At 68.6% G+C, this 23,805-nt stretch carries 20 protein-coding genes; 5 read left to right on the forward strand and 15 right to left on the reverse strand.

What is annotated here, in order from left to right; all coding sequences use genetic code 11:
* The first annotated feature begins 250 nt into the window (after nt 1-250).
* Nucleotides 251-3,649 (forward strand): class I SAM-dependent DNA methyltransferase, encoded by a 3,399-nt coding sequence (locus ABC319_RS08240; protein WP_413069758.1) that lies wholly within the window; start codon nt 251-253, stop codon nt 3,647-3,649.
* On the opposite strand, the gene ABC319_RS08245 is transcribed toward ABC319_RS08240, so the two are convergent.
* From ABC319_RS08245 to ABC319_RS08300, 12 genes are all read right to left on the reverse strand, one after another.
* Entirely contained in the window at nt 3,625-3,945 is a 321-nt protein-coding gene (locus ABC319_RS08245) for a GCN5-related N-acetyltransferase (protein ID WP_413069759.1), read from the reverse strand. The genes ABC319_RS08240 and ABC319_RS08245 overlap by 25 nt on opposite strands.
* Nucleotides 3,946-4,471: 526 nt before the next feature.
* Entirely contained in the window at nt 4,472-5,875 is a 1,404-nt protein-coding gene (gene lpdA / locus ABC319_RS08250) for a dihydrolipoyl dehydrogenase (protein WP_413069760.1), read from the reverse strand.
* Between the two features lie 128 nt (nt 5,876-6,003).
* Entirely contained in the window at nt 6,004-7,230 is a 1,227-nt protein-coding gene (gene odhB, locus ABC319_RS08255; protein ID WP_413069761.1) for a 2-oxoglutarate dehydrogenase complex dihydrolipoyllysine-residue succinyltransferase, read from the reverse strand.
* 78 nt (nt 7,231-7,308) lie between these two features.
* Nucleotides 7,309-10,272 carry a 2-oxoglutarate dehydrogenase E1 component gene (locus ABC319_RS08260; RefSeq protein WP_413069762.1) on the reverse strand — a complete coding sequence of 988 codons (2,964 nt, stop codon included), beginning with the start codon at nt 10,270-10,272 and terminating at the stop codon, nt 7,309-7,311.
* Between the two features lie 77 nt (nt 10,273-10,349).
* A complete protein-coding gene (gene sucD / locus ABC319_RS08265) occupies nt 10,350-11,234 on the reverse strand; it encodes a succinate--CoA ligase subunit alpha (protein ID WP_413069763.1) in 885 nt (294 codons plus the stop codon).
* A gap of 79 nt (nt 11,235-11,313) precedes the next feature.
* On the reverse strand, nt 11,314-11,604 hold the full coding sequence (locus ABC319_RS08270) for a GIY-YIG nuclease family protein (RefSeq protein ID WP_413069764.1): 291 nt from the start codon (nt 11,602-11,604) through the stop codon (nt 11,314-11,316).
* Between the two features lie 87 nt (nt 11,605-11,691).
* On the reverse strand, nt 11,692-12,654 hold the full coding sequence (mdh, locus tag ABC319_RS08275; protein WP_413069765.1) for a malate dehydrogenase: 963 nt from the start codon (nt 12,652-12,654) through the stop codon (nt 11,692-11,694).
* 599 nt (nt 12,655-13,253) lie between these two features.
* Nucleotides 13,254-14,408, reverse strand: a complete 1,155-nt coding sequence (gene zapE, locus ABC319_RS08280; protein WP_413069766.1) for a cell division protein ZapE — start codon at nt 14,406-14,408, stop codon at nt 13,254-13,256.
* A gap of 91 nt (nt 14,409-14,499) precedes the next feature.
* Nucleotides 14,500-14,970 carry a PaaI family thioesterase gene (locus ABC319_RS08285; RefSeq protein WP_413069767.1) on the reverse strand — a complete coding sequence of 157 codons (471 nt, stop codon included), beginning with the start codon at nt 14,968-14,970 and terminating at the stop codon, nt 14,500-14,502.
* Nucleotides 14,971-15,094: 124 nt separating this feature from the next.
* On the reverse strand, nt 15,095-15,886 hold the full coding sequence (locus ABC319_RS08290) for a succinate dehydrogenase iron-sulfur subunit (RefSeq protein WP_413069768.1): 792 nt from the start codon (nt 15,884-15,886) through the stop codon (nt 15,095-15,097).
* Between the two features lie 96 nt (nt 15,887-15,982).
* Nucleotides 15,983-16,558, reverse strand: a complete 576-nt coding sequence (locus tag ABC319_RS08295; protein WP_413069769.1) for an ATP-dependent Clp protease proteolytic subunit — start codon at nt 16,556-16,558, stop codon at nt 15,983-15,985.
* Nucleotides 16,559-16,653: 95 nt separating this feature from the next.
* Nucleotides 16,654-17,631, reverse strand: coding sequence for a C13 family peptidase (locus ABC319_RS08300; protein WP_413069770.1), 978 nt, complete (start codon nt 17,629-17,631; stop codon nt 16,654-16,656).
* Nucleotides 17,632-17,712: 81 nt separating this feature from the next.
* Between ABC319_RS08300 and ABC319_RS08305 the strand changes: the two genes are divergently transcribed.
* From ABC319_RS08305 to ABC319_RS08315, 3 genes are read left to right on the forward strand one after another with little or no spacing between them, the layout of a single operon-like run.
* Nucleotides 17,713-18,759 carry an SDR family oxidoreductase gene (locus ABC319_RS08305; RefSeq protein WP_413069771.1) on the forward strand — a complete coding sequence of 349 codons (1,047 nt, stop codon included), beginning with the start codon at nt 17,713-17,715 and terminating at the stop codon, nt 18,757-18,759.
* Nucleotides 18,760-18,816: 57 nt separating this feature from the next.
* Nucleotides 18,817-19,065 carry an AbrB/MazE/SpoVT family DNA-binding domain-containing protein gene (locus ABC319_RS08310; protein ID WP_413069772.1) on the forward strand — a complete coding sequence of 83 codons (249 nt, stop codon included), beginning with the start codon at nt 18,817-18,819 and terminating at the stop codon, nt 19,063-19,065.
* The gene (locus ABC319_RS08315; protein ID WP_413069773.1) at nt 19,020-19,379 is read left to right on the forward strand and encodes a type II toxin-antitoxin system PemK/MazF family toxin; all 360 of its coding nucleotides are present in this window, start codon (nt 19,020-19,022) and stop codon (nt 19,377-19,379) included. Before ABC319_RS08310 ends, ABC319_RS08315 begins: the two co-directional genes overlap by 46 nt.
* 197 nt (nt 19,380-19,576) lie before the next feature.
* Here the strand turns inward: ABC319_RS08315 and sdhA are convergent, their stop codons facing one another.
* From sdhA to sdhC, 3 genes are read right to left on the reverse strand one after another with little or no spacing between them, the layout of a single operon-like run.
* Nucleotides 19,577-21,379: a succinate dehydrogenase flavoprotein subunit gene (sdhA, locus tag ABC319_RS08320; protein ID WP_413069774.1), complete on the reverse strand. Its 1,803-nt coding sequence runs from the start codon at nt 21,377-21,379 to the stop codon at nt 19,577-19,579.
* A complete protein-coding gene (sdhD, locus tag ABC319_RS08325; protein WP_413069775.1) occupies nt 21,379-21,762 on the reverse strand; it encodes a succinate dehydrogenase, hydrophobic membrane anchor protein in 384 nt (127 codons plus the stop codon). The genes sdhA and sdhD overlap by 1 nt, the downstream gene beginning before the upstream one ends.
* Nucleotides 21,762-22,172, reverse strand: coding sequence for a succinate dehydrogenase, cytochrome b556 subunit (gene sdhC / locus ABC319_RS08330; protein WP_413069776.1), 411 nt, complete (start codon nt 22,170-22,172; stop codon nt 21,762-21,764). The genes sdhD and sdhC overlap by 1 nt, the downstream gene beginning before the upstream one ends.
* A gap of 230 nt (nt 22,173-22,402) precedes the next feature.
* Between sdhC and ABC319_RS08335 the strand changes: the two genes are divergently transcribed.
* The gene (locus ABC319_RS08335) at nt 22,403-23,749 is read left to right on the forward strand and encodes a methyl-accepting chemotaxis protein (RefSeq protein WP_413071653.1); all 1,347 of its coding nucleotides are present in this window, start codon (nt 22,403-22,405) and stop codon (nt 23,747-23,749) included.
* The last annotated feature ends 56 nt before the right edge of the window (nt 23,750-23,805 follow it).

Raw genomic sequence — 23,805 nt, forward strand, 5'->3', positions numbered from 1 at the left:
TCATTTTGACGTCACCCCGGACTTGATCCGGGGTCTCGCCTTCACTTCGGGCAGGTAGCGGGTCCCCGGATCGAGTCCGGGTGACGGCGGATGTCGGCGATGTCGTGATCGAGGAGGCGATCCGGCTTCCTCCCGCAGGCGCCGCTTTTTTTGTTAACCATCTGAGATCGTTAAAGCCTCCGTTCCGGATCAGCCTCCGCTTGGCCTCGCTGCCGCTGCGTCGCAGCGTCCTTGCCATCGGGGGGACGGCATGGCGGACGAGGCGATCGGGCGGTTCATCGAGCGGTGGAGCCGGAACGAGGGCGGGGCGGAGCGGGCGAACTTTCCGCTGTTCCTGACCGAGTTGTGCGCGCTGCTGGACCTGCCGCCGCCCGATCCGGCCAATGCCACCCACGCGCACAACGATTATGTGTTCGAGCGGGCGGTGACCTCCATCGATCCCGACGGCACCGAGCGGCACGGACGGATCGACCTGTACCGGCGCGGCTGTTTCGTGCTGGAGGCCAAGCAGAGCCGCGAGCGGGGCGGTGCCAAGCAGGTGCCGGCGGGCGCGGCGCAACAGGCGGTGCTGCCGGGGATGGAGGCGCCGCGCGGCCGGCGGAGCGCCGATGCCGGGTGGGACGTGCTGATGCGCAACGCCCGCGCGCAGGCGGAGCGATATGCGCGGGCGCTGCCCGAGAGCCATGGCTGGCCGCCGTTCATCCTGACCGTCGACGTCGGCCACGCGATCGAGCTGTTCGCCGACTTTTCCGGACAGGGAAAGAATTACCGGCAGTTCCCCGACCGCCGCGGCTTTCGCATCTATCTGGACGACCTGATCGATCCGGCGGTGCGTGCGCGGTTGCGCGCGGTGTGGCTGGACCCGCAATCGCTGGACCCGGCGGCGCGCGCGGCACAGGTCACCCGCGATATCGCCCGGCGGCTGGCGAGCGTCGGCAAGCTGCTGGAGGATCGCGGCCATGCGGCGGAGCCGGTCGCCCATTTCCTGATGCGCTGCCTGTTCACGATGTTCGCGCAGGACACCCGGCTGCTGGAGCCGGGCAGCTTCACCCGCCTGCTGGCGGAGGCGCGCGACGATCCGGACAGCTTCGCGCCGCTGCTGGAGGGATTGTGGGCGGACATGGACACGGGCGGGTTCAGCCAGGTGATGCGGCGGCGGGTGCGCCAGTTCAACGGCGGGCTGTTCGCCGATCCGGCGGCGATCCCGCTGCGCCGCGACGAGATCGGCGAGCTGTACGAGGCGGCATGCCACGACTGGACCGAGGTGGAGCCGGCGATCTTCGGCACGCTGCTGGAACAGGCGCTGGACAAGGCCGAGCGGCGGCGGCTGGGCGCGCACTACACGCCGCGCGCCTATGTCGAGCGGCTGGTGACGGCGACGGTGATCGAGCCGCTGCGCCGCGAGTGGGAGGGCGCGGTGCTGGGCGCGGTGGAGCGCGAGCGGGGCGCGAACCGGCAGGCGGCGATCCGGGCCGTGCACGAGTTCCACGAGAAGCTGGCGGGGACGCGGGTGCTGGACCCGGCCTGCGGCACGGGCAATTTCCTGTACGTGGCGCTGGAGCTGATGAAGCGGCTGGAGGGCGACGTGCTGGAGGTGCTGGTCGACCTGGGCGGGCAGGAGGCACTGCAGCTGGAGACCGCGACGGTGCATCCGCGCAGCTTCCTGGGGCTGGAGCTGAACCCGCGCGCGGCGGCGATCGCAGAGCTGGTGCTGTGGCTGGGTTACCTGCAATGGCAGCTGCGCAACGGCGGCACGGTGGCCGATCCGGTGCTGGAGAAGCTGTCGAACATCACGGTGATGGATGCGGTGCTGGCGCATGGCCCCGCCCGCCCGCGGGCCGATGGCCGCGGCGAGGAGCTGACCGGCGCACGGCGACCCGACTGGCCGGAGGCGGATTATATCGTCGGCAACCCGCCCTTCATCGGCGGCAAGGACCTGCGCGGACGGCTGGGCGAGCCGTATGCGACGGCACTGTGGCGAGCGCATCCGCGGATCAACCGGTCGGCCGATTTCGTGATGTACTGGTGGGACCGCGCCGCCGAGCGGCTGACCGAGCGCGGCACGCGGCTGAAGCGGTTCGGCTTCGTCACCACCAATTCGATCACGCAGGAGTTCAGCCGGCGGGTGATCGCCCGGCGGCTGGCGGCGGCGGCGCCGGTGCGGCTGGTGATGGCGGTGCCCGACCATCCCTGGACCCGGACGACACGCGACGCGGCGGCGGTGCGGATCGCGATGACGGTGGTGGAGGCGGGTGCGGGATCGACCGACGCCGTGCTGTTGACGGTGGCGGCGGAGGCGGGGCTGGACACGGACGCGCCGCTGCTGTCGATCGTGGAGGACGACGGCCCGATCCACGCCGACCTGAGCACCGGTGCCGACGTGACCGCCGCGCAGCCGCTGCTGGCGAATGCGTGGCTATGCTCGCCGGGGGTGAAGCTGCATGGTGCGGGCTTCATCGTGACGCCGGCGGCGGCGCGGCACCTGGTGGCGGACGATGGCGAGCAGGCGTCTGTCGTCAGGCCGTACCTGAACGGGCGCGACCTGACGGGGCGATCGCGCGGGGTGATGGTGATCGACCTGTTCGGCCTCAGCGAGACGCGGGTTCGGCGCGACTTCCCCGACGTGTACCAGCACCTGCTGCGCACCGTGAGGACCGGACGGGCGACCAACAACCGCCCCAGCTACCGCGATGCATGGTGGGTGTTCGGCGAGCCGCGACGCGAACTGCGCGCGGCGCTGTGCGGGCTGACGCGCTATATCGGCACGGTCGAGACGACCAAGCACCGGACGTTCCAGTTCGTGGATGCGGCGACGCTGCCCGACAATATGGTGATCGCGATCGCGTGCGAGGAGCCGCATGTGCTGGGCATCCTGGGCTCGCGGATCGCGCTGGAATGGACCTATGCCAATAGCGGCCTGATCGGCGTCGCGCGGTTCGAGCAGGGGCATCGCTACACCAAGTCGAACATCTTCGACCCCTTCCCCTTTCCCGATCCGGATGCGGCCGGGCGGCGGCGGATCGGCGAGCTGGCGGAGGAGCTGGACGGGCTGCGCAAGGCGGTGCTGGCCGCGCAGAGCGACCTGACGCTGACCATCCTCTACAACCTGCTGGCGCTGGTGCGGGCGGCGGCGACGCTGTCGCCGCGGCAGGAGGACCAGCGGCGGCGCGGGCGGGTGGACGTGATCGCGGAACTGCACGACCGGATCGATGCGGCGGTGGCCGATGCCTATGGCTGGCCGGTCGACCTGCCGGCGGCGGCGATCGTCGCGCGGCTGGTGGCGCTGAACGCCACGCGTCGGGCCGAGGAGCAGGCGGGCACGGTGCGGTGGCTGCGGCCCGATTACCAGATCGCGCGCGCCGGGCTGACCGCGCTGCCGGTCGCCCGTCCGCGCGAAGGGCAGATCGCCGCCCCGCTCGCCGCCGCCGCGACGGGGAAGCCCGGTTTCCCGCGCGACCCGATCGGCCAGACCGCGATGGTGCTGGCCGACCTTCACGCCGGCGGGGCGCCCAGCGTCGAGGAGATCGCGCGCCGCTACGCCCAGGGTCGCCGGATCGAGGGACGGGTACAGGCGACGCTGGAGGCGCTGATCCGGCTGGGCCATGTGTCGATGGAGGGCGGACGCTATCGACTGCGGCGGGTCGCCTGACCCTTGCCGCGCCAGGCGAGCGAGCGGTCGTTCAGGGCGGCGAGATCCACCTCGCCGGCGATCACCGCGTGCGCCAGTGCCACCGCCCGGGCGAGGACGGCGTCGGGCGCATGTACATAGGCCGGGCGGCGGGGAATGTGATCGTACCAGCGGCCGCCACAGCCATGGTCGAGGAGGATGCGCTGGAAGCAGTGATCGGCACTGACCGGCCAGCCGCGCGCGGCGGCGAGCGGCGGCAGGGTGTCGCGGGTGAGGTGCAGCCACTCTGTTTCGAGCGCGTGGCGGGTCGGGGTCATGGCAGTCGCCTGTCGGGGATAGCGTAACGTTCCGGTGGGGGTTCTCGTGCCGTGATGGAGCGGCGGTCGCCCCGGCCCCGGAGATGCGCGGAGTGGCGGGGGCGGGCGCGCAACTCTTTTCAGGGCGAGATACCACCCCGGCGAAGGCCGTGGCCCAGGCGGGATGGCCGTCGTGGCGACGCGCGACGCATACTTCCTCGCGCGCCCAACTGGACCCCGGCCTGCGCCGGGGCGGTAATTGGGGCTGGTTCGGGCCGGGTACATCGGACCGGGCGGCAGCGGCTCGCATCGATGCGAGGAGGTCGGGTGATGGGGAGGTGTTGCCCCGCGTGGGACGTTATCGGCGTTACGCCGGTGGAAGCGCCCGTTGCCCTACCCCTGCCCTGAGGGAGCGGGGGGCTGGAGGAACGTTGTTTCGCGTTTGGGGGCCGTCATGGGAGTAGATCCCATGACGTCGGACGCGGAGGTAGCCGCGCCGGCCGGCCGCGATGGCGGTGCCGGCGCGCCTGTTCATATCTAGCTCGGGCTAGATATGAATCGGCTTGCCCTGCACCGCCATCGCGGCTTCCTTCAGCGCCTCGGCATGGGTCGGATGCGCATGGCAGGTATAGGCGATGTCCTCCGACGTGGCGCCGAATTCCATCGCCTGCGCCGCCTGCGCGATCATCGTGCCGGCCAGCGACGAGATGATCCAGACGCCCAGCACCCGGTCCGACTTCGCATCGGCGATGACCTTCACGAAACCGTCGGTGTCGCGGTTGGTCTTGGCGCGGCTGTTGGCGGCGAAGGGGAATTTGCCGACCTTGATCTCGCCCGCCTTTTCCTTCGCGGCTTCCTCGGACAGGCCGACGCCGGCGATCTCGGGCATGGTATAGACCACGCTGGGGATCACGTCGTGGTTCACGATGCCGGTCTGGCCGGCGATGTTCTCCGCCACCGCGACGCCCTCGTCCTCGGCCTTGTGGGCGAGCATCAGGCCGGGGGCGACGTCGCCGATCGCCCAGATGCCGGCGACGTTGGTGCGGAAATCATGGTCGATGCCGACCTGGCCGCGCTGGGTCAGCTGGACGCCCGCGGCCTCCAGGTTGAGGCCGTCGATGTTCGGCTTGCGGCCGATCGCGACCAGCACCGCGTCGGCGTCGAGAGTCGTGCCCTCGCCGCCCGCCGCCGGTTCGATCGAGACGGTGGCGCGGTCGCCGTTCACCGCGACGCCGGTGACCTTGGTCGAGGTCATCAGTTCGAAGCCCTGCTTCTTGAACAGCTTGGCCGATTCGCGGCGAACCTCGCCGTCGAAGCCGGGCAGGATCTGGTCGACATATTCGACGACGGTGACCTTCGCACCCAGCCGCTTCCATACCGAGCCGAGTTCGAGACCGATGACGCCACCGCCGATCACCACGAGGTGCTCGGGCACCCGGGGCAGCGCCAGCGCGCCGGTGGAGTCGACGACAACCTTCTGGTCGACCTCGACGCCCGGCAGCGGCGTGACGGACGAGCCGGTGGCGATCACGATGTCCTTCGCAGTCACGGTCTGGTGGCCGACCGTCACGGTGTGGCCGTCCTGGAACGCCGCCCTGCCCTTCAGCCACGTCACCTTGTTCTTCTTGAACAGGAACTCGATGCCGCCGGTCAGCTCCTTGACCGCCTTCGCCTTCTCGGCGTGCATCTGGTCGAGGTTGAGGGTCGCGCCCTGGATGTCGACGCCGAACTTGGCGAGATGGCCGCCGGTCGCCTCCGCGTAGAGTTCGGAGGCGTGGAGCAGCGCCTTGGACGGAATGCAGCCGACGTTGAGGCAGGTGCCCCCCAGCGTCTCACGACTCTCCGCGCAGGCGGTGCGCAGGCCCAGCTGCGCGGCACGGATCGCGGCGACATAGCCACCGGGTCCGGCACCGATCACGAGGACGTCATAGTCGTAGGTCTGGTCGGCCATCTTCATATCTCCTCCCCGGCGCGTGCCGGGGTCCAGTTGGGGGACATATGGGAAGAGCGTGGCGCTTCGTCACCGCCGCCTTCCCAACTGGGCCCCGGCCTTCGCCGGGGTGGTAGGTTGTCGGTCGCTTACAGATCGATCAGGATACGCGTCGGGTCCTCGATCGCATTCTTCAGCGCGACGAGGAACGTCACCGCCTCGCGGCCGTCGATCAGGCGGTGGTCGTAGCTGAGGGCGAGGTACATCATCGGGCGGACGACGACCTGGCCGTTCACCACCACCGGGCGATCCTCGATACGGTGGAGGCCCAGCACCGCCGACTGGGGCGGGTTGATGATCGGGGTGGACATCAGCGAGCCGAACACGCCGCCGTTGGAAATGGTGAAGGTGCCGCCCTTCATCTCGTCCATCTTCAGCGTGCCCTCCTTGGCGCGCTTGCCGAAATCGCCGATCGTCTTCTCGATGCCGGCGACCGACAGGTCCTGGGCATCGCGGATGACGGGGACGACGAGGCCGCCGGGAGAGGATACCGCGACCGAGATGTCGGCATAGTCGTGATAGACGATCTCGTCGCCCTCGATGCTGGCGTTCACCGACGGGATATCCTTCAGCGCCATCGTCGCGGCCTTCACGAAGAAGCCCATGAAGCCGAGGCGGACACCGTGCTTCTTCTCGAACAGGTCCTTGTACTTCGCGCGCGCCTCGATCACCGCGGTCATGTCGACGTCGTTGAACGTCGTCAGCATCGCCGCGGTGTTCTGCGCCTCCTTCAGGCGCTTGGCGATGGTCTGGCGGAGGCGGGTCATGCGGACGCGTTCCTCGACGCGAACCTCACCCTTCGCTTCGAGCTTGATTTCGGATTGTATCTGACCGGTGACCGGGGCGGGCTTCGCACTCGCCGCGGCCGCGACGTCTTCCTTGGTCAGGCGGCCGTCCTTGCCGGTGCCCTTGATCGTCGCCGGGTCGACGCCGTGCTCCAGCACCGCGCGGCGGACCGAGGGGGATAGCGCCGCGGCGTCACCGGCCGGTTCGGCAGCGGCGGGTGCCGCTGCCGGCGTTTCGGTGACGGCGGGCTGCGGGGCGGCGGCCTGCGCAGGCGCGGCGGCGGAAGCCCCATCGCCACTGTCGATCGTCGCGATCATCGCGCCGACCTGCACCGTATCACCGACCGCGACCGCGTGCTGGCCCATGACGCCGGCGACCGGCGAGGGCACCTCGACCGAGACCTTGTCGGTCTCGAGGCTGGCGATCGGCTCGTCGGCGGCGACCTTGTCGCCGGGCTGCTTCAGCCACTCGCCGACGGTGGCTTCGGTGATCGATTCGCCCAGGACGGGGACAAGAACTTCGGTGGCCATCTCTGCTTCCTTTTGTGTCCCCGCAAGGGCGGGGACCCAGTACTGGGCTCCCGCCTTCGCGGGAGCACAGCGGGTGGGTTACGCGCCGGCCTTGCCGGCCTTCTTGTCGCTCTCGCGGTTGCGGCGGATTTCCTCGCGGACGCTGTGGCCGAGCGCATCGGCGATCAGCGCGCCCTGCTCGGTCTGGTGGCGCTTCATCAGGCCGGTCGCGGGCGAGGCGGCAGCGGCGCGGCCGGCGTAGCGGGCGCGCTTCACCGCGGCGCCGGTGCCGGCCAGCGCCTCCTCGATCAGCGGCTCGACGAAGGTCCAGTAGCCCTGGTTCTTCGGCTCCTCCTGCGCCCAGATCACCTCTTCGAGGTTGGGCATGCGTGCCACCCGCTCGGCCAGCGGCTCGCCCGGGAAAGGATAGAGCTGCTCGACGCGGACGATCTGGATGCCGGTGTCGCCCGCCGCGTCGCGCGCCTCGATCAGGTCGTACGCGACCTTGCCGGTGCACAGCACCAGCCGCTTCGTCTCCGCATCCGGCGCGCCGTTGGTGTCGGACAGGATGCGGTGGAAGTGGCTGTCGCCCTGGAAGTCGGCCGCGGTCGACACCGCCAGCTTGTGGCGGAGGAGCGACTTTGGCGTGAAGACGATCAGGGGCTTGCGGAAACTGCGATGCATCTGGCGGCGCAGCAGGTGGAAATAATTGGCCGGCGAGGTGCAGTTGGCGACCTGCATGTTGTCGCCCGCGCACAGTTGCAGGAACCGCTCTGGCCGGGCCGACGAATGCTCCGGCCCCTGCCCCTCGTACCCGTGCGGCAGCAGCATGACGAGGCCGTTGGCGCGCAGCCACTTCGCCTCGCCACTGGCGATGAACTGGTCGATCATGATCTGCGCGCCGTTGACGAAGTCGCCGAACTGCGCCTCCCACATCACCAGCGTCTTCGGATCGGCGAGCGCATAGCCATATTCGAAGCCCAGCACGCCATATTCGGACAGCGGGCTGTCGAGCACCTCGAAGCTGCCATGCTCGACGGTCGAGAGGGGCACGTACTTGTGCTCGTCGGTCTGGTCGACCCAGACGGCGTGACGCTGGCTGAAGGTGCCGCGGCCCGAATCCTGGCCGGACAGGCGGACGCCGTAACCTTCCGACTGGAGCGAGCCGAAGGCGAGCGCCTCGCCGGTCGCCCAGTCGAAATTCTGGCCGGTGGCGAACATCTGGCGCTTGGCGTCGAGCACGCGGGCCAGCGTCTTGTGGACCTGGATGCTGTTCGGCACCGTCGTCAGCGTGCGACCCAGGCTGTCGAAGAGCTTGGGCGTGATGCCGGTGTCGGCGGCGCGGCGATCGCTCAGCCGGTCGGTCGGCGCGGACAGCCCGGTCCAGCGGCCCGCGAACCAGTCCGCCTTGTTGGGCTTGTAGCCGGCGCCTGCCTCGAACTCGCCCTCCAGCCGGGTGACGTACTGGTTGACGTTGTCGTCGAGCCATTTGGCGTCGATCACGCCCTCCGCCTGCAACCGCTTGGCATAGACGGCGCTGACCGGCTCGTGATCCTTGATGACCTTGTACATCAGCGGCTGGGTGAAGCTGGGCTCGTCACCCTCGTTGTGGCCAAAGCGGCGGTAGCACCACATGTCGATAACGATGTCGCGGTGGAACTTCTGCCGGAATTCCATCGCCATCTTGGTGGCGAACGTGACCGCCTCCGGATCGTCGCCGTTGACGTGGAAGATCGGCGCCTGGACGCCCTTCGCCACGTCGGACGAATAGGGCGAGGAGCGCGCGAACTGCGGGCTGGTCGTGAAGCCGATCTGGTTGTTGATGATAAAGTGGACGCAGCCGCCGGTGTTGTAGCCGCGGATGCCGGAGAAGCCGAGGCATTCCCAGACGATCCCCTGTCCCGCGAACGCCGCGTCGCCGTGGATCAGCACGGGCAGCGCCGCGACATGCTCGTTCAGGTCGTTGTTCAGCGTCTGGATCGCGCGGGTCTTGCCCAGTACGACCGGGTCCGCCGCCTCGAGATGCGAGGGATTGGCGACCAGCGACATGTGCACCTTGTGCCCGTCGAACTCACGATCGGTCGAGGTGCCGAGATGGTACTTCACGTCGCCAGAGCCGCCGATGTCGTCGGGATTGGCCGATCCGCCCGCGAATTCGTGGAAGATGACGCGCAAGGGCTTCGCCATCACGTTGGCGAGGACGTTCAGCCGGCCGCGATGGGCCATGCCGATCACGATCTCGCGCACGCCGGCCTGGCCGCCGTACTTGATGACCGATTCCAGCGCGGGGATCATGCTCTCGCCGCCGTCGAGGCCGAAGCGCTTGGTACCGACATATTTGCGGCCGAGGAACTTCTCCCACTGCTCGGCCTCGATCACCTTGTTCAGGATCGCCTTCTTGCCGTCGGTGGTGAACTCGATCGCCTTGTCCTGGCCCTCCATCCGCTCCTGGAGGAAGCGGCGCTCGTCGACATCGGCGATGTGCATGAATTCGAGGCCGACATTGCCGCAATAATTCTTGCGCAACGTATCGACCAGCTGGCGGATCGTCGCCCATTCGAAGCCCATCGTGCCGCCGAGATAGACGGGACGGTCGAGATCGGCATCGGAGAAGCCGTGATATTCGGTGCGCAGGTCCTCCGGCATCTCGCGCTTGACGAGGCCGAGGGGATCGAGATTGGCGGCGTAGTGGCCGCGGACGCGGTAGGTGCGGATCAGCAGCTGGGCGCGGATCGCATCGCCGGCGGCCTTGACGATGTCGTCCTTCGACACGGTCGCCGTCGCCGCGGCGGGTGCGGGCTTGCCGCCGCCGCGCGCAGGCTTGGGCGCGGGCTCCATCTGGGTCGGATCGAGCGCCGCGGTCAGGTCGTCGGTGGTGGTCAGCGGCCAGCGGTCGCTCTGCCAGCTGGGCTGCGAGGCGCCGCCCTCCAGCCCCTCGAAGAAACCGCGCCAGCCGGGCTCGATCGATCCGGGATCGGCATTGTACTTCGCGTACAGCGCCTCGATGAACGCCGGGCTGACGCCCGCTGCGATGTCGCTGAAATCCTGGCCTTCGTAGCCCATCGTCAATCACCTCTTTGCGCCCCCGCGAAGGCGGGGGCGCGGTACCGGGTCCCCGCCGTTGCGGGGACACAATCCGGTTAGCCCTTCAGCACCTCGAGCAGGGTCGAGCCCAGCTCCGACGGGCTCGCCGCGACCTTGATGCCGGCGGCTTCCATCGCCGCGATCTTGCTCTCGGCATCGCCCTTGCCGCCCGACACGATCGCGCCGGCATGGCCCATGCGGCGGCCCGGGGGCGCGGTGCGACCGGCGATGAAGCCCGCCATCGGCTTCTTGCGGCCGCGCTTCGCCTCGTCGATCAGGAACTGCGCCGCCTGCTCCTCGGCATCGCCGCCGATCTCGCCGATCATGATGATCGACTGGGTCGCGTCGTCGGCCAGGAACAGCTCCAGCACGTCGATGAAGTTGGTGCCGTTGACGGGATCGCCGCCGATGCCGACCGCGGTCGTCTGGCCGAGGCCCGCGTTCGAGGTCTGGAACACCGCCTCATAGGTCAGCGTGCCCGAGCGCGAGACGACGCCGACCGAACCCTGCTTGAAGATCGAACCGGGCATGATGCCGATCTTGCACTGGCCGGGCGTCAGCACGCCGGGGCAGTTCGGGCCGATCAGCCGCGACTTCGAGCCCGACAGCGCGCGCTTGACGCGGACCATGTCGAGGACCGGGATACCCTCGGTGATCGTCACGATCAGCGGGATCTCGGCATCGATCGCCTCGAGGATCGAATCGGCCGCGAAGGGGGGCGGAACGTAGATGACGGACGCATCGGCGCCGGTCTTCGCCTTCGCCTCGGCGACGGTGTCGAACACCGGCAGGTCGAGATGCGTGGTGCCGCCCTTGCCGGGCGTGACGCCGCCGACCATCTGCGTGCCGTATTCCAGCGCCGCCTTGGTATGGAAGCTGCCGGTCTCGCCGGTCATGCCCTGGGTGATGACCTTGGTGTTCTTGTCGACGAGGATGCTCATCTTGGCTCCCAACTCCGTTGTGTCCCCGCGAAGGCGGGGACCCAGTACTGGGCTCCCGCCTGCGCGGGAGCACGAGATATCAGAACAACGACTGGTATAGATCGAGCCAGTCGGGGTTCTTCGTTTCGATCAATCGCAGCTTCCAGTCCCGGTTCCACTTCTTCAACTGGCGCTCGCGAAGTCTCGCGTCATCCAGTGCATCATGAACCTCGTACCAGACCAGCAGCTTGCAATCGTACTTCTTGGTGAAACCGTCGATCAAACCATTGCGATGTTGATACACCCGAACGGGCAGATCGCTGGTGACACCGATGTAAATCGTCCCGTTCAGCCGGCTCGCCATGATGTAGACATAGCCGGGTTTACTCACCACTTGCCCCTATCGGCTCCCGCGAAGGCGGGAGCCCGGAACTGGGTCCCCGCCTTCGCGGGGACACAATGGGGGGCTCGCTTCAACTCAGTTCAGCGACCCGTCGATCCCCTTGCACGCCACCAGCAGTTCCTTCACCGCATCGACCGACACGGTCAGGTTCGCCTTCGCCTCATCGTCGAGCGCGATCTCGACGATCTGCTCGACGCCGCCGGCGCCGATCACCACCGGCACGCCGACATAGAGGTCGTTCACGCCGTACTGGCCATCGACATAGGCGGCGGCGGGCAGGACGCGTTTCTGGTCGTAGAGATACGCCTCGGCCATCGCGATGCCGCTGGTGGCGGGGGCGTAATAGGCCGAGCCGGTCTTGAGCAGCGCGACGATCTCGCCGCCGCCGCCGCGGGTGCGCTTGACGATCGCGTCGATCCGCTCCTGCGTCGAGCGGCCCATCTTGATGAGGTCGGGGACCGGGATGCCCGAGACGGTGGAATAGCTGATCACCGGCACCATCGTGTCGCCGTGGCCGCCCAGCACGAAGCTGGTCACGTCCTTCACCGACACCTGGAACTCGTCGGCGAGGAAGTGGCTGAAGCGGGCCGAGTCGAGCACGCCGGCCATGCCGACGACCTTGTTGTGCGGCAGGCCGGAAAATTCACGCAGCGCCCAGACCATCGCGTCGAGCGGGTTGGTGATGCAGATGACGAATGCGTCGGGGGCGTGCGCCTTGATGCCCTCGCCCACCGCCTTCATCACCTTCAGGTTGATGCCGAGCAGGTCGTCGCGGCTCATCCCCGGCTTACGAGCGACGCCGGCGGTGACGATGATGACGTCCGCGCCCGCGATGTCGTTGTAATCGTTGGAACCGATGATCTTCGCATCGAAGCCCTCGACCGGGCCGCACTGCGACAGGTCGAGCGCCTTGCCCTGGGGCACACCCTCCGCCACGTCGAACAGGACGATGTCGCCCAGCCCCTTGAGCGCCGCGAGGTGCGCGAGCGTGCCGCCGATATTGCCGGCGCCGATCAGCGCGATCTTCTTGCGTGCCATTCCAATCCTTCTCCGTTGGGGTCGCGGGCGATTGGAGATGCCGCCTACGCCCATTGCCGGGATCGAGCAACCCGTAATCGGGCGTGGGAGGGATTAGATTTGATAATGGTTCGCAGGAGCGATAAGCTGATAGATAACTGGCCGTCATCCCCGCGCAGGCGGGGATCCAGACGCGCAACCTTACTACTGAGCCAGAGCGTCAGAGTTTCTGGATTCCCGCCTCCGCGGGGATGACGGGAGGTGTGAGGATTGAAGGTCGGGCCTTTTTGGTCACACGCCGCACCGCCCTCCGCCCCGCCCGCCGTCAGTCGCGGCAAAGCCGCGCCTTGTGGCGGGCTCTGTCGCGCTGGCCGGGCCGCACGGCGTGCGGCGTAGCTCGCTACGCCGTCTCGCCGGGTCTGGCCCCGCCCGCCGTCAGTCGCGGCAAAGCCGCGCCTTGTGGCGGGCTCTGTCGCGCTGGGCGGGCCGCACGGCGTGCGACGTAGCTCGCTACGCCGTCTCGCCGGTCTGGCCCCGCCCGCCGTCAGTCGCGGCAAAGCCGCGCCTTGTGGCGGGCTTTGTCGCGCTGGCCGGGCTTACCGCGTGCGCCGTAGCTGGCGCTACGGCGTCTCGCCGGCTGCGCCGTGTCCGGCGCCGAGATAATCGTCCGACTGCATCTCCTCCAGCCGGCTGACCGTCCGCTGGAACTCGAACGCGCCGTCACCGCTCGGATACAGATCGGCGGGTGCGGCGTCGGCGGCGGCGAGCAGCTTGACCTTGTGCTCGTACAGCGCGTCGATCAGCGAGACGAAGCGGGCCGCCTCGTTGCGGTTGTCGGGGCCGAGGCGCGGGATGCCGACCAGGATGACGGTATGGTAGCGGCGGGCGACCGCGAGATAGTCGGCGGCGCCGCGTGCCTCGCCGCACAGCTTCCTGAACGAGAAGACCGCCACGCCCTTCAGCGTCTTGGGTACGTGGAGCGTGCGGCCCTGGACGGCGAGATCCTCCGAGGGGATCGGCTCGGTCACCTCGTGATCGGTCAGGCGGAAGAAGGCGGCGGACAGGCTGGCGGTCGCCGCCGCGCCGTTGGGCACCAGCCACGTCTGCTGGCTGCCCAGCCGGTCGCGGCGGTAATCGACCGGGCCGTTCAGCGCGAGCACGTCGAGCCGGTCCTGCACCAGCGCGATGAAGGGCAGGAAATGCTCGCGGTTCAGGCCATTCCTGTAGAGGTCGGACGGTGCCCGGTTGGACGTGGTGACGATCGTCACGCCGTGTTCGATCAGGGCGGTGAACAGCCGCGACAGGATCATCGCATCGGGGCTGTTGGTGACCATCATCTCGTCGAAGGCGAGCAGCGGCGCCTCCGCCGCCAGCGCGGCGGCGACGGGCGGGATGGGATCGCCCTGTTCCTTGCGCCGCTCGATGGCGATGCGGCCGTGCACCTCGATCATGAACTCGGCGAAATGGACGCGCCGCTTCGCCGGGATGGCGACATGAGCGAAGAACAGGTCCATCAGCATCGACTTGCCGCGCCCGACACCGCCCCACAGGTACACGCCGCGCGCGGGCACGGTGCGGCGGCGGAAGAGCCCAGTCTTGCGGGGATGCTCCAGTTCGGTGGCGAGCGCCTGCAGCCGCTCCGCGGCGGCGGCCTGTTCCGGATCGGGGCGGAGTTCGCCGGCGGCGATGAGCGCGTCGTAGGCGGCGAGGACGGTCACGGGCGCGTGCTCCCGCGGAGAGGCACCACCACCCCGGCGAAGGCCGGGGCCCAGCATCGAAGGTTCATGTGACTAAGCCCGGCACTCGCCAACCGGGGTCTTTCCACCTGGGCCCCGGCCTTCGCCGGGGTAGTGCCGTGGCTGCCGCTCACGCCATCTGACCTGCGCGAAGAGGCGGCGACGGTTTGCGGATCGTCGCGGCGAAGGCGGCGACCGTTGCGGGTTCGTCGCCCTGCACCACCAGCCCGCGCAGGAACAGCAGGCGGCCGGTCTCACGCAGCAGCTCGACGCGCGCCTCCAGCGGCTCGCCGAGCCGCGCCTCGGCGATGAACTGGGTGTCGAGGCCCAGCGTCACCGCGGTGCCCGCCGTGACGAGGCCGAAGCCGCGGGCGGCGGCGAAGAGGGAGATGTCGATGAAGGCGAGCGTGACGCCGCCATGTACCGCGTCGCGAACATTGGAATGGCGATGCTCCGGCGTCATCCGCACGAACGCGGTGCCGGCATCGACGCGGTAGGTGATCGGCCCCATCAGCGTGTTGAAGCGGGTCGGATCGGCGGGGCGCCATTCGGACCAGCCCGGCTGGCCGGGCATGGGCGTGTCGATAAACGGATCGGTCATCGGTTGGGCGGCTCGTGGTTCCTGCTGGCGCGGCATGGCGGCGCCACGCCGTCGGTCCTCGCCGGGGCGAGGCCGGCCGGTGTGACGCCCGCGACGCGGATCGACGTTCGCCGATCCGCCGGCGTCACACGATCCGCTCTGCTTCCATCTTCTTGATCTCGGCGATCGCCTTGGCCGGGTTCAGCCCCTTGGGGCAGACGTTCGCGCAGTTCATGATCGTGTGGCAGCGATAGAGGCGGAAGGGATCCTCCAGCTCGTCGAGCCGCTCGCCGGTCATCTCGTCGCGGCTGTCGGCCAGCCAGCGATAGGCCTGGAGCAGGATCGCCGGGCCGAGAAACTTGTCGCTGTTCCACCAGTAGCTGGGGCAGCTGGTCGAGCAGCAGGCGCACAGGATGCACTCGTACAATCCGTCGAGCTTGTTGCGATCCTCGGGGCTCTGCAACCGCTCCTTGCCCGAGGGCGGCGGCGTGACCGTCTGCAGCCAGGGCTTGATCGAGCTGTACTGCGCGTAGAAGTGGGTGAAGTCGGGGACGAGATCCTTGACGACGTCCATGTGCGGCAGCGGGGTGATCCGCACCTCGCCCTTCACATCCTCGATCGCGGTGGTGCAGGCCAGGCCGTTGCGCCCGTCGATGTTCATCGAGCAGGAGCCGCAGATCCCCTCGCGGCAGGAGCGACGGAAGGTGAGCGAGCTGTCCTGCTCCGCCTTCATCTTGATCAGCGCGTCGAGCACCATCGGCCCGCATTCGTCGAGGTTGATCTCGAAATTGTCGTAGCGCGGGTTCTGGCCGCTGTCGGGATCGTAGCGATAGACCTTGAACTTCTTCAGCCGGCCCTTCGCGGCCGGCGCACCGGTCGCGGGATGATCGGCGCCCTTCGTGATCTTGCTGTTCTTGGGGAGGGCGAATTCGGCCATGCTGCGTCCCGATGTAAGAAGTCCGGCGTCCGTTAACACCCCTGCCGCGCCGCCGCAAATGTTTGAGGACGGCCCACGGCCCGCCGCGATCGACGCTCAGATGATGTCGAGAACCAGGCCGCGCTCCTTCGCCTCCGCCGCCTCGATATACCAGTTCGACGGCGCCTTGCGCTTCAGCTCGTCCAGGGGAACCTGCGAGCCCTTCACCAGCGCCTCGAACCCCTCGTCCTGAATGCGGATGGAATCGTTGATCTCGTGCAGCTTGGCCTTCAGCAGATATTCCAGCGTGCTGAGCGGGCCGTTCAGCTGGACGGTCGAGTTCATCAGCCGCTCGTGAATCATCAGGCGGGTGCCGCGGGTCAGGAAGCGGCTGTCGACCGGGAATGCCGACATGAAGGTGGCGCCCGCCGAATAGACCGCGACCTTGCCGAGGAACAGCGTGTCGCGCCCGGTATATTCGCGGATCAGGCGGATGCCGTCGCCCATCGCGCGGGCCATCTCGGGATCGCCGCCCAGCGTGGTGATCGACACGACCAGCGGACCGTCGGCGGGGGCGTCGATCACCTGCTGCTTGAAGCTGGTGTACATCGCCTCGTCGACCGTGCCGTACAGCTGGACGTGCGGCGCGGCGAGGAGGGGATAGTTGGTGGCGTTGCTGTGGCTCTCGGTCATGGCGCGGGCAACACGCCGGGCGGAGCGGGGTTCCTGTGCCGCGGCACAATGCCGCATTGTGCGCGAGAGACCGGCACGGCGTGGTGGTGGGAGGCCTATCGCTCCTCCAGCACGTCGGTGGCGGGGCGGCCGACCGGGGCGCCGCCGTCGGGCGCGGGTTCCAGCGCGGCGAGCCAGCGGGCCACGCCCGGGCCGATCGACACCTGCGGCTGCGACGGATCGAGCGCATCGGCCTTTTCCCAGCCGGCGATGGTCGCCTGCGCCTCCGCCGCGGCACGGGCGAGCGGCTGCCCCTTGCGGAGCGCGTGGTTGATCATCGCGTCGCCGAAGAAGGTCCAGTCATTGTCGGCACGGCATCCGAACGAGGTGCGATCGGCGGACGAGGCGGTCAGGATCGCGCTGGTATCGCTGGCGAGCAACGGCACGAAGGTGCCCGAGAAGCAGGCGCTGACCAGCACCAGCCGGTTCTCGATGCCGAGCATCGACAGCATCGTCCACAGCGCGGTCGGCGAGATCGCGCCATAGCCCTGGTCGCCATCGTTGTAGACGATGCCGAGCGGCGCGCCGTGCGCGGTCATGTAGAGGACCAGCACGTCCTCCCGCTTGTCCATCAGCTCGGCGATGCGGGCGAGGACGGTGGCGATCGCCGCCGGCGATCCCATCGGCAGCGCGGTACCGCCGCGCCCGTCGCTGCCCGCCAGCGTCACGCTGCGCCCGGTGGCGGCATAGCGGCGGGTCAGGACCCGTCCCGCCTCCCGCGCCTCGCGGGCGAATACCGGATCGCTGTCCAGTGCGACCGCGAGGACATAGGCGTCGACCTTGCCCGGACGCTGCGCACCCAAGCCGGCCAGGGCGGCGGCGAGGCGGCGATGCTGGGCCAGCTGGTGGACGGCAGTTCGGTCATGCTCGATGGCGACGGCGCCGTTGGCGAGCGCGACCGCCTCCTGCGGGCTGGCGGTGCCGAACAGCGGCGGTTCGCCGGTGTGCGGCGGCGGCGGCTCCTGCGCGACGAGACCGGCGGCAACCAGTGCCGCAAAGCCGGCGATGGCCGCTGCGATGCGTGTCTTCCCCACGGGCGGTGGTGTCCGGCGGATCGGCGCCGCGGTCAAGCCGGAACCGATCCGTCCGGCGGAACTCATTGATAAAGCGCATGGTTGAGGCGCGACACCCCCGACAAGGCGACACCCATGCTCCAGTTGAAGCCGCTCCGCGATCAGGCGATCGTCATCACCGGCGCCAGTTCCGGCATCGGGCTGGTGACCGCCCGCACCGCGGCACGCGCGGGCGCGAGCGTGCTGATGGTGGCACGGTCCGAAGACGTGCTGCGCGAACTGGTCGCCGAGTTGCAGGCCGAGGGATGTCGCGTCGAGGCGAAGGCGGCGGACGTCGGCGATGCGGAGGCGATGAAGGTCGCCGCCGCCTATGCCGAGGACGTGTTCGGACGGATCGACACATGGGTGAACGATGCCGGCGTCGCGATCTATGCCCGGCTGGCCGAGACGCCGCTCGACGAGCATGAGCGGCTGTTCCGCACCAATTATTTCGGGACGGTCCACGGGTGCCAGGCGGCGCTGCCCTATCTGCGCAAGCATGGCGGCGCGCTGATCACGGTCGGCTCGGTCGCGTCCGATATGGCGGCACCGGTGATGGGCGCCTATTCGGCGTCGAAGCACGCCGCCCGCGCCTATGTCGAGGTGCTGCGGATGGAACTGGCCGAGGAGGGCGTACCCGTGTCGGTGACACTGGTGAAGCCGGCCGGCATCGACACGCCGATCGCCCAGCACGCCGCCAACCACGAGGGCGGGGAAGCGCAGATCCCCCCGCCCGTCTACGACCCGCAGCTGGTGGCCGACGCGATCCTCGCCTGTGCGGTGACGCCCACGCGCGAGATCACGGTTGGCGGCGCGGCGAAGGTGCAGGCGCTGTTCGCGGCGCACTTCCCCGCGATCTACGAGTGGCTGGCGCCCAAGGCGGCTCGCGCGTTCGTCGACAAGGACCGGGTGCAGCCGAAGCCCGACAACCTGAAATGGGGCGTGCATGCCGGCCAGGAGCGATCCGGCGAGCATCCGGCGGCGCGCAAGACCAGCTTCTACACGGCGGCGGCGCTCCACCCGAAGACGACCGCGGCAGTGGGACTGGGCGGACTGGCGCTGGCATTGGCGGGGGTGATGGTGCGGCGGCGGGCAGCGTCCAATCCCTGAACACCACTTCAACGTTATAACATTGTGCTGCCGTCAAACGCGTGGCATAATCTTCCGATGCAAACGTCGCTTCGTAGAATGGGCAACTCGGTCGGCATGATCGTGCCGCGTTCCGCCTTGACGCAGATCGGCGCCACGACCGGAACCCGGTTCGATCTGGAGGTGCGTGACGGGAAGCTGGTCGCGTCGCCGGTGGAGGCGTCCGTCCGGGAAGGATGGGCGCTCGCGGCGGCAGCGATCGCGGATGACGACGCGCCGGAATGGCGCGCACCCGGCAACGAGGCGGACGCCGACTGGACGTGGTGAAGCGCGGGGAAGTCTGGCTGGCGGTGCTTGACCCGACACTGGGCAGTGAAATCCAGAAGACGCGCCCGTGCCTGATCGTATCGCCGGATGAGATGAACGCCCATCTGCGAACGACGACGATCGTGCCACTGACGAGCGGCGGACGACCGGCGCCGTTCCGGGTTCCCGTGACCTTCAAGGGCAAGCCGGGGTTGCTGTTGCCCGATCAGATACGGACGCTGGATCGGGTCCGCCTGGTCAAGCGCTTGGGAAGGGTGGATGCGGAGACCCTCCGGATGACGCTGACGGTCTTGCGTGAAATGTTCGGGGAATGATGCCGACGCTGCTCGCGCCATAGCGCGATCACGAAGGCACCGCGCGCGGGCATTCTGTCCATCATGAAAGTATGAACGGCGCCAACGTCGGCTCAGGGGCCGCAGGACGTCCCCATTCCGCGATCAACCATATATCCCAGGTCGGTCCGGCAGAAGTGCAGCTGCCGGCTGGTTGATCAACCGGACGGCAGCCCCACTCAATACACCCGCTTCTTCGGCTTGATGTACTCGATGTCGTCGGTCATCGTGTAGTCGTGGACGGGGCGGTAATCGATCGCGACCGATCCGCCCTTGCCGCCCCAGCCGTCGAACGTGGTCAGCGTGTGCTTCATCCAGTTCGCGTCGTCGCGCTCGGGAAAGTCCTCGTGCATGTGGGCGCCGCGCGATTCCTTGCGGTTCTCGGCGGCCTTGATGGTGACCGACGCCTGGCTCATCAGATTGTCGAGCTCCAGCGTCTCGACCAGATCGGTGTTCCAGATCAGCGAACGATCCTTGACCGACACGTCCTGCAGCCCGGCATAGATCTGCTCCATCTTCGCCACGCCCTCGCTCAGGAGGGCGCTGTCGCGGAACACGGCGCAGTGCTTCTGCATGGTGCGCTGCATCTCGGTGCGCAGCTTCGCGGTCGGCGAGCCGCCGGCGGCGTTGCGGAAGGTGTCGAGGCGGCTGAGCGCCATCTCCTCCGACCCCTTGGGCAGCGGGTTGTGCGACACGCCGGGCTGCTGGATGTCCTTGATCCGCAGACCGGTGGCGCGGCCGAACACGACGAGATCGATCAGCGAGTTCGAGCCGAGCCGGTTGGCGCCGTGGACCGACACGCACGCCGCCTCACCCACCGCGAACAGTCCGGGCACGACGCTGTCGGGATCGCCGTCCTTCAGGCGCACGACCTCGCCGTGATAGTTGGTCGGGATGCCGCCCATGTTGTAATGGACGGTCGGCGTCACCGGCAGCGGCTGGCGCGTCAGATCGACACCGGCGAAGATCTTGCCGGTCTCGGTGATGCCCGGCAGCCGCTCGGCCAGAACCTTCGGATCGATATGGTCGAGGTGGAGATAGATATAGTCGCCATGGTCGCCGACGCCGCGACCCTCGCGCATCTCCATCGCCATCGACCGCGACACGACGTCGCGCGACGCCAGGTCCTTCGCCGAGGGGGCATAGCGCTCCATGAAGCGCTCGCCCTCCTTGTTCGTCAGGTAGCCGCCCTCGCCGCGCGCACCCTCGGTGATCAGCACGCCGGCGCCGTAGATGCCGGTCGGGTGGAACTGCACGAACTCCATGTCCTGCAGCGGCAGGCCGGCACGCAGCACCATGGCGTTGCCGTCGCCGGTGCAGGTGTGCGCCGAGGTCGCGGAGAAATAGCAGCGGCCGTATCCGCCGGTCGCCAGCACCACCTGATGCGCGCGGAAGCGGTGGATCGAGCCGTCCTCCATGCACAGCGCGATCACGCCGCGGCAGGCGCCGTTCTCCATGATCAGGTCGAGCGCGAAATATTCGACGTAGAAGTCGGCGTCGTACTTCAGCGACTGCTGGTACAGCGCGTGAAGCATCGCGTGGCCGGTGCGGTCGGCGGCGGCGCAGGTGCGCTGGACCGGCGGCCCCTCTCCCATGTTCTGCATGTGGCCGCCGAACGGGCGCTGGTAGATCGTCCCGTCCTCGTTCCGGCTGAACGGCACGCCGGCATGCTCCAGCTCGTACACCGCCTGCGGCGCCTCGCGGCAGAGATACTCGATCGCGTCCTGATCGCCGAGCCAGTCGGAACCCTTGACGGTATCGTACATGTGCCACGACCAGTGATCGGGCGAATTGTTGCCGAGCGACGCGGCGATCCCGCCCTGCGCGGCGACGGTGTGGCTGCGGGTCGGAAACACCTTGGTGATGCAGGCGGTCTTCAGCCCGCTCTCGGCGATGCCCATCGTGGCGCGCAGCCCCGATCCGCCCGCGCCGACCACCACCGCGTCATAGGTGTGGTCGATGATCTTGTAAGAGGCGACCATTACGCAGCGGCTCCGAGTGCGATCTTGAGGATGGAGAAGATGGCGGTGGCGCCCAGCGCGACCACGAAGAAGTTCAGGAGGACGAGCGCGACGACCCGGCTCTCGTCATGCTGGTAATCCTCGATCACCACCTGCAGCCCCAGGCGGAAATGCCAGAACACCGACACGATGAGCAGCGCCATCGGCACCGCGACCCACAGGCTGGACAGCCAGAAGTGCATGGTGGCGAAGTCGAACGCCGGCTGGCGGGCGATCGACACGACCAGCCACAGCATCAGCAGGAAGTTGGAGCCCGCGGTCAGCCGCTGCGTCCACCAGTGGTGCGCGCCTTCCTTCGACGAGCCGAGGCCGCGGACACGGCCGAGCGAGGTGCCAGAGCGCATCACTTCATCCCCAGATAGAGCCAGAACGCCGCGGTCAGCGCCACCGAGGCGACCATCGTCATCAAGGCCCAGGTCTTGTTCGTCTTCAGTTCGTACCCGGCACCCGTGTCGAGGACGAGGTGGCGGATACCGGTCATCATGTGCTGGAACAGCGACAGCGTCAGCCCGATGCCGACGACGAAGCCCAGGACGTTCAGCCCGCCGCCATCGACCGTGAAGGTGTCGACGAAGGTCGCATAGCTCTCCGCGCCGCCGGCCAGCGCGGCGAGGAACCAGACCAGCAGCATCGCGCCGACGGTCGCCATCCCGCTGCCCGTCGCGCGGTGCAGGATCGAGACCAGCATGTGCGGGCCCCAGCGCCAGATGGTGAGATGGGGGCTGAGCGGCCGGGCGGGGTTGCGGGATGCCAAGGCGTGCCTCGTATGCGGTGGGGAACAGGAGATGGACGTTCCCGCGCCTATGCGACCCCCGCACGCGCGATGCAAGCGGGCAGGCCGTCGCCGCCAGTGCGACGGCGCCGTGCGGGACGATCGCGCCGGGAGCGCCCGCGATCTAACCTCGCCTTAACCAATGGCGGATAGGCCCATGTCACAAGCCGCCCTGAAATCTTGCGAGAAAACCGCCTGTGTCCGACAGCACCATGCCCGCGCCGACCTCGATCGCCGCCCGGATCGACATACAGGCCCGCATCCGCGCCTTCGACGGCGGCGACAACAGCCTGGTCGCGAACGCCGCCGCCCTGTGGGCCATCATCGAGCCGGAGGCGGACGAGGTCGTCGAGGCATACTGGACGTCGTGGAACAAGTCGCATCCGGGTCAGAAGGAATGGACGCCGCTCGACCAGCAGCGCCGGATCGAGGCGGGCCGCGCCTATCTTCGCAACCGGTTCTGCTCGCTGTCGGCGCGCGACTGGGTCGAATCGCTGGAACGGTCGGTGGCCGCCGCCTATCGCAACGGCATCTCGCCGATGGACCTGCTGGCGATGTCGTGCGCCAGCGATCGGGCCGCGCTCCAGGTATTGTGCCGTCGCCTGCCGGCAGACGACCCGCGCCACCACGCCATGGTCGATGCGCTGCTGCGCCTGTTCGGCATGGAAACCGAGCTGACGGTCGAGCTGTTCGCCGGCTTCGTCGCGCACGACGCGCGCCACGCCCGCGACCGGCTGACATCGGAATTCCACGACAGCATCGGCGTGACCGTCGAGGTCGCGAGCAACGATTCGGGCGCGCTGCGCACCCAGAGCGGCCGTGCCTCGATGCTGGCGCGCGGCATGCTGGGCAAGTCGTCGGAGGTCGCCGCCGCCGCCGAGCAGTCCGCCGTCGCCATGCGCGAGGCAGCGCAGACCGCCGCCGGCCTGATCCGCGCGATCGAGGATGCACGGACCGAGGTCGACGCCGCCGCCGAGATCGCGACCCGCGCCGCCGCGCAGGCCGGCCAGGCCGTCGGCATGTCGGAAGCGCTGTCGGACCACGCCAAGTCGATCGAATCGATTCTGGGCCTGATCCGCGACATTGCCGGGCAGACCAACCTTCTCGCCCTCAACGCCACGATCGAGGCGGCCCGCGCCGGGGACGCCGGCCGCGGCTTCGCGGTGGTGGCGCAGGAGGTGAAGAGCCTTGCCAGCCAGACCGCGCGGGCTACCGACGACATCGCGGCCAAGATCGCCGCGATCCAGTCGGCCACCCGCTCGACGGTCGACACCAACGCGTCGATCAAGTCGACCGTCGCCGAGGTGCAGGAATCGGCGGAGCGCATCCGCTATGCCATGGAGGCACAGGCGCAGACGGTGACGGCGATCACCGCCGCCGTCGACGAGACGGCACTGGCAGCGGACTCGATGTCCTCCACCATCGCCGCGATCCGCGAGGATACCGAGACGGTGGCCTGCGAGATCGACGGCGTCGGCCGCGGTTTCGATGCGCTGGACGGCCGACTGGGCCTGCTGAAGTCGAGCGCCGAGGATTTCGTGACGAAGGTCGCGGCGTAGGGGCTGGTCGCACCAGGCAGCAGGAGCCGGCCCGGCATCACGTCCTCTCGTCCGTC

The organism is Sphingomonas phoenicis, assembly GCF_047238005.1.
Taxonomy (GTDB): Bacteria; Pseudomonadota; Alphaproteobacteria; order Sphingomonadales; family Sphingomonadaceae; genus Sphingomonas.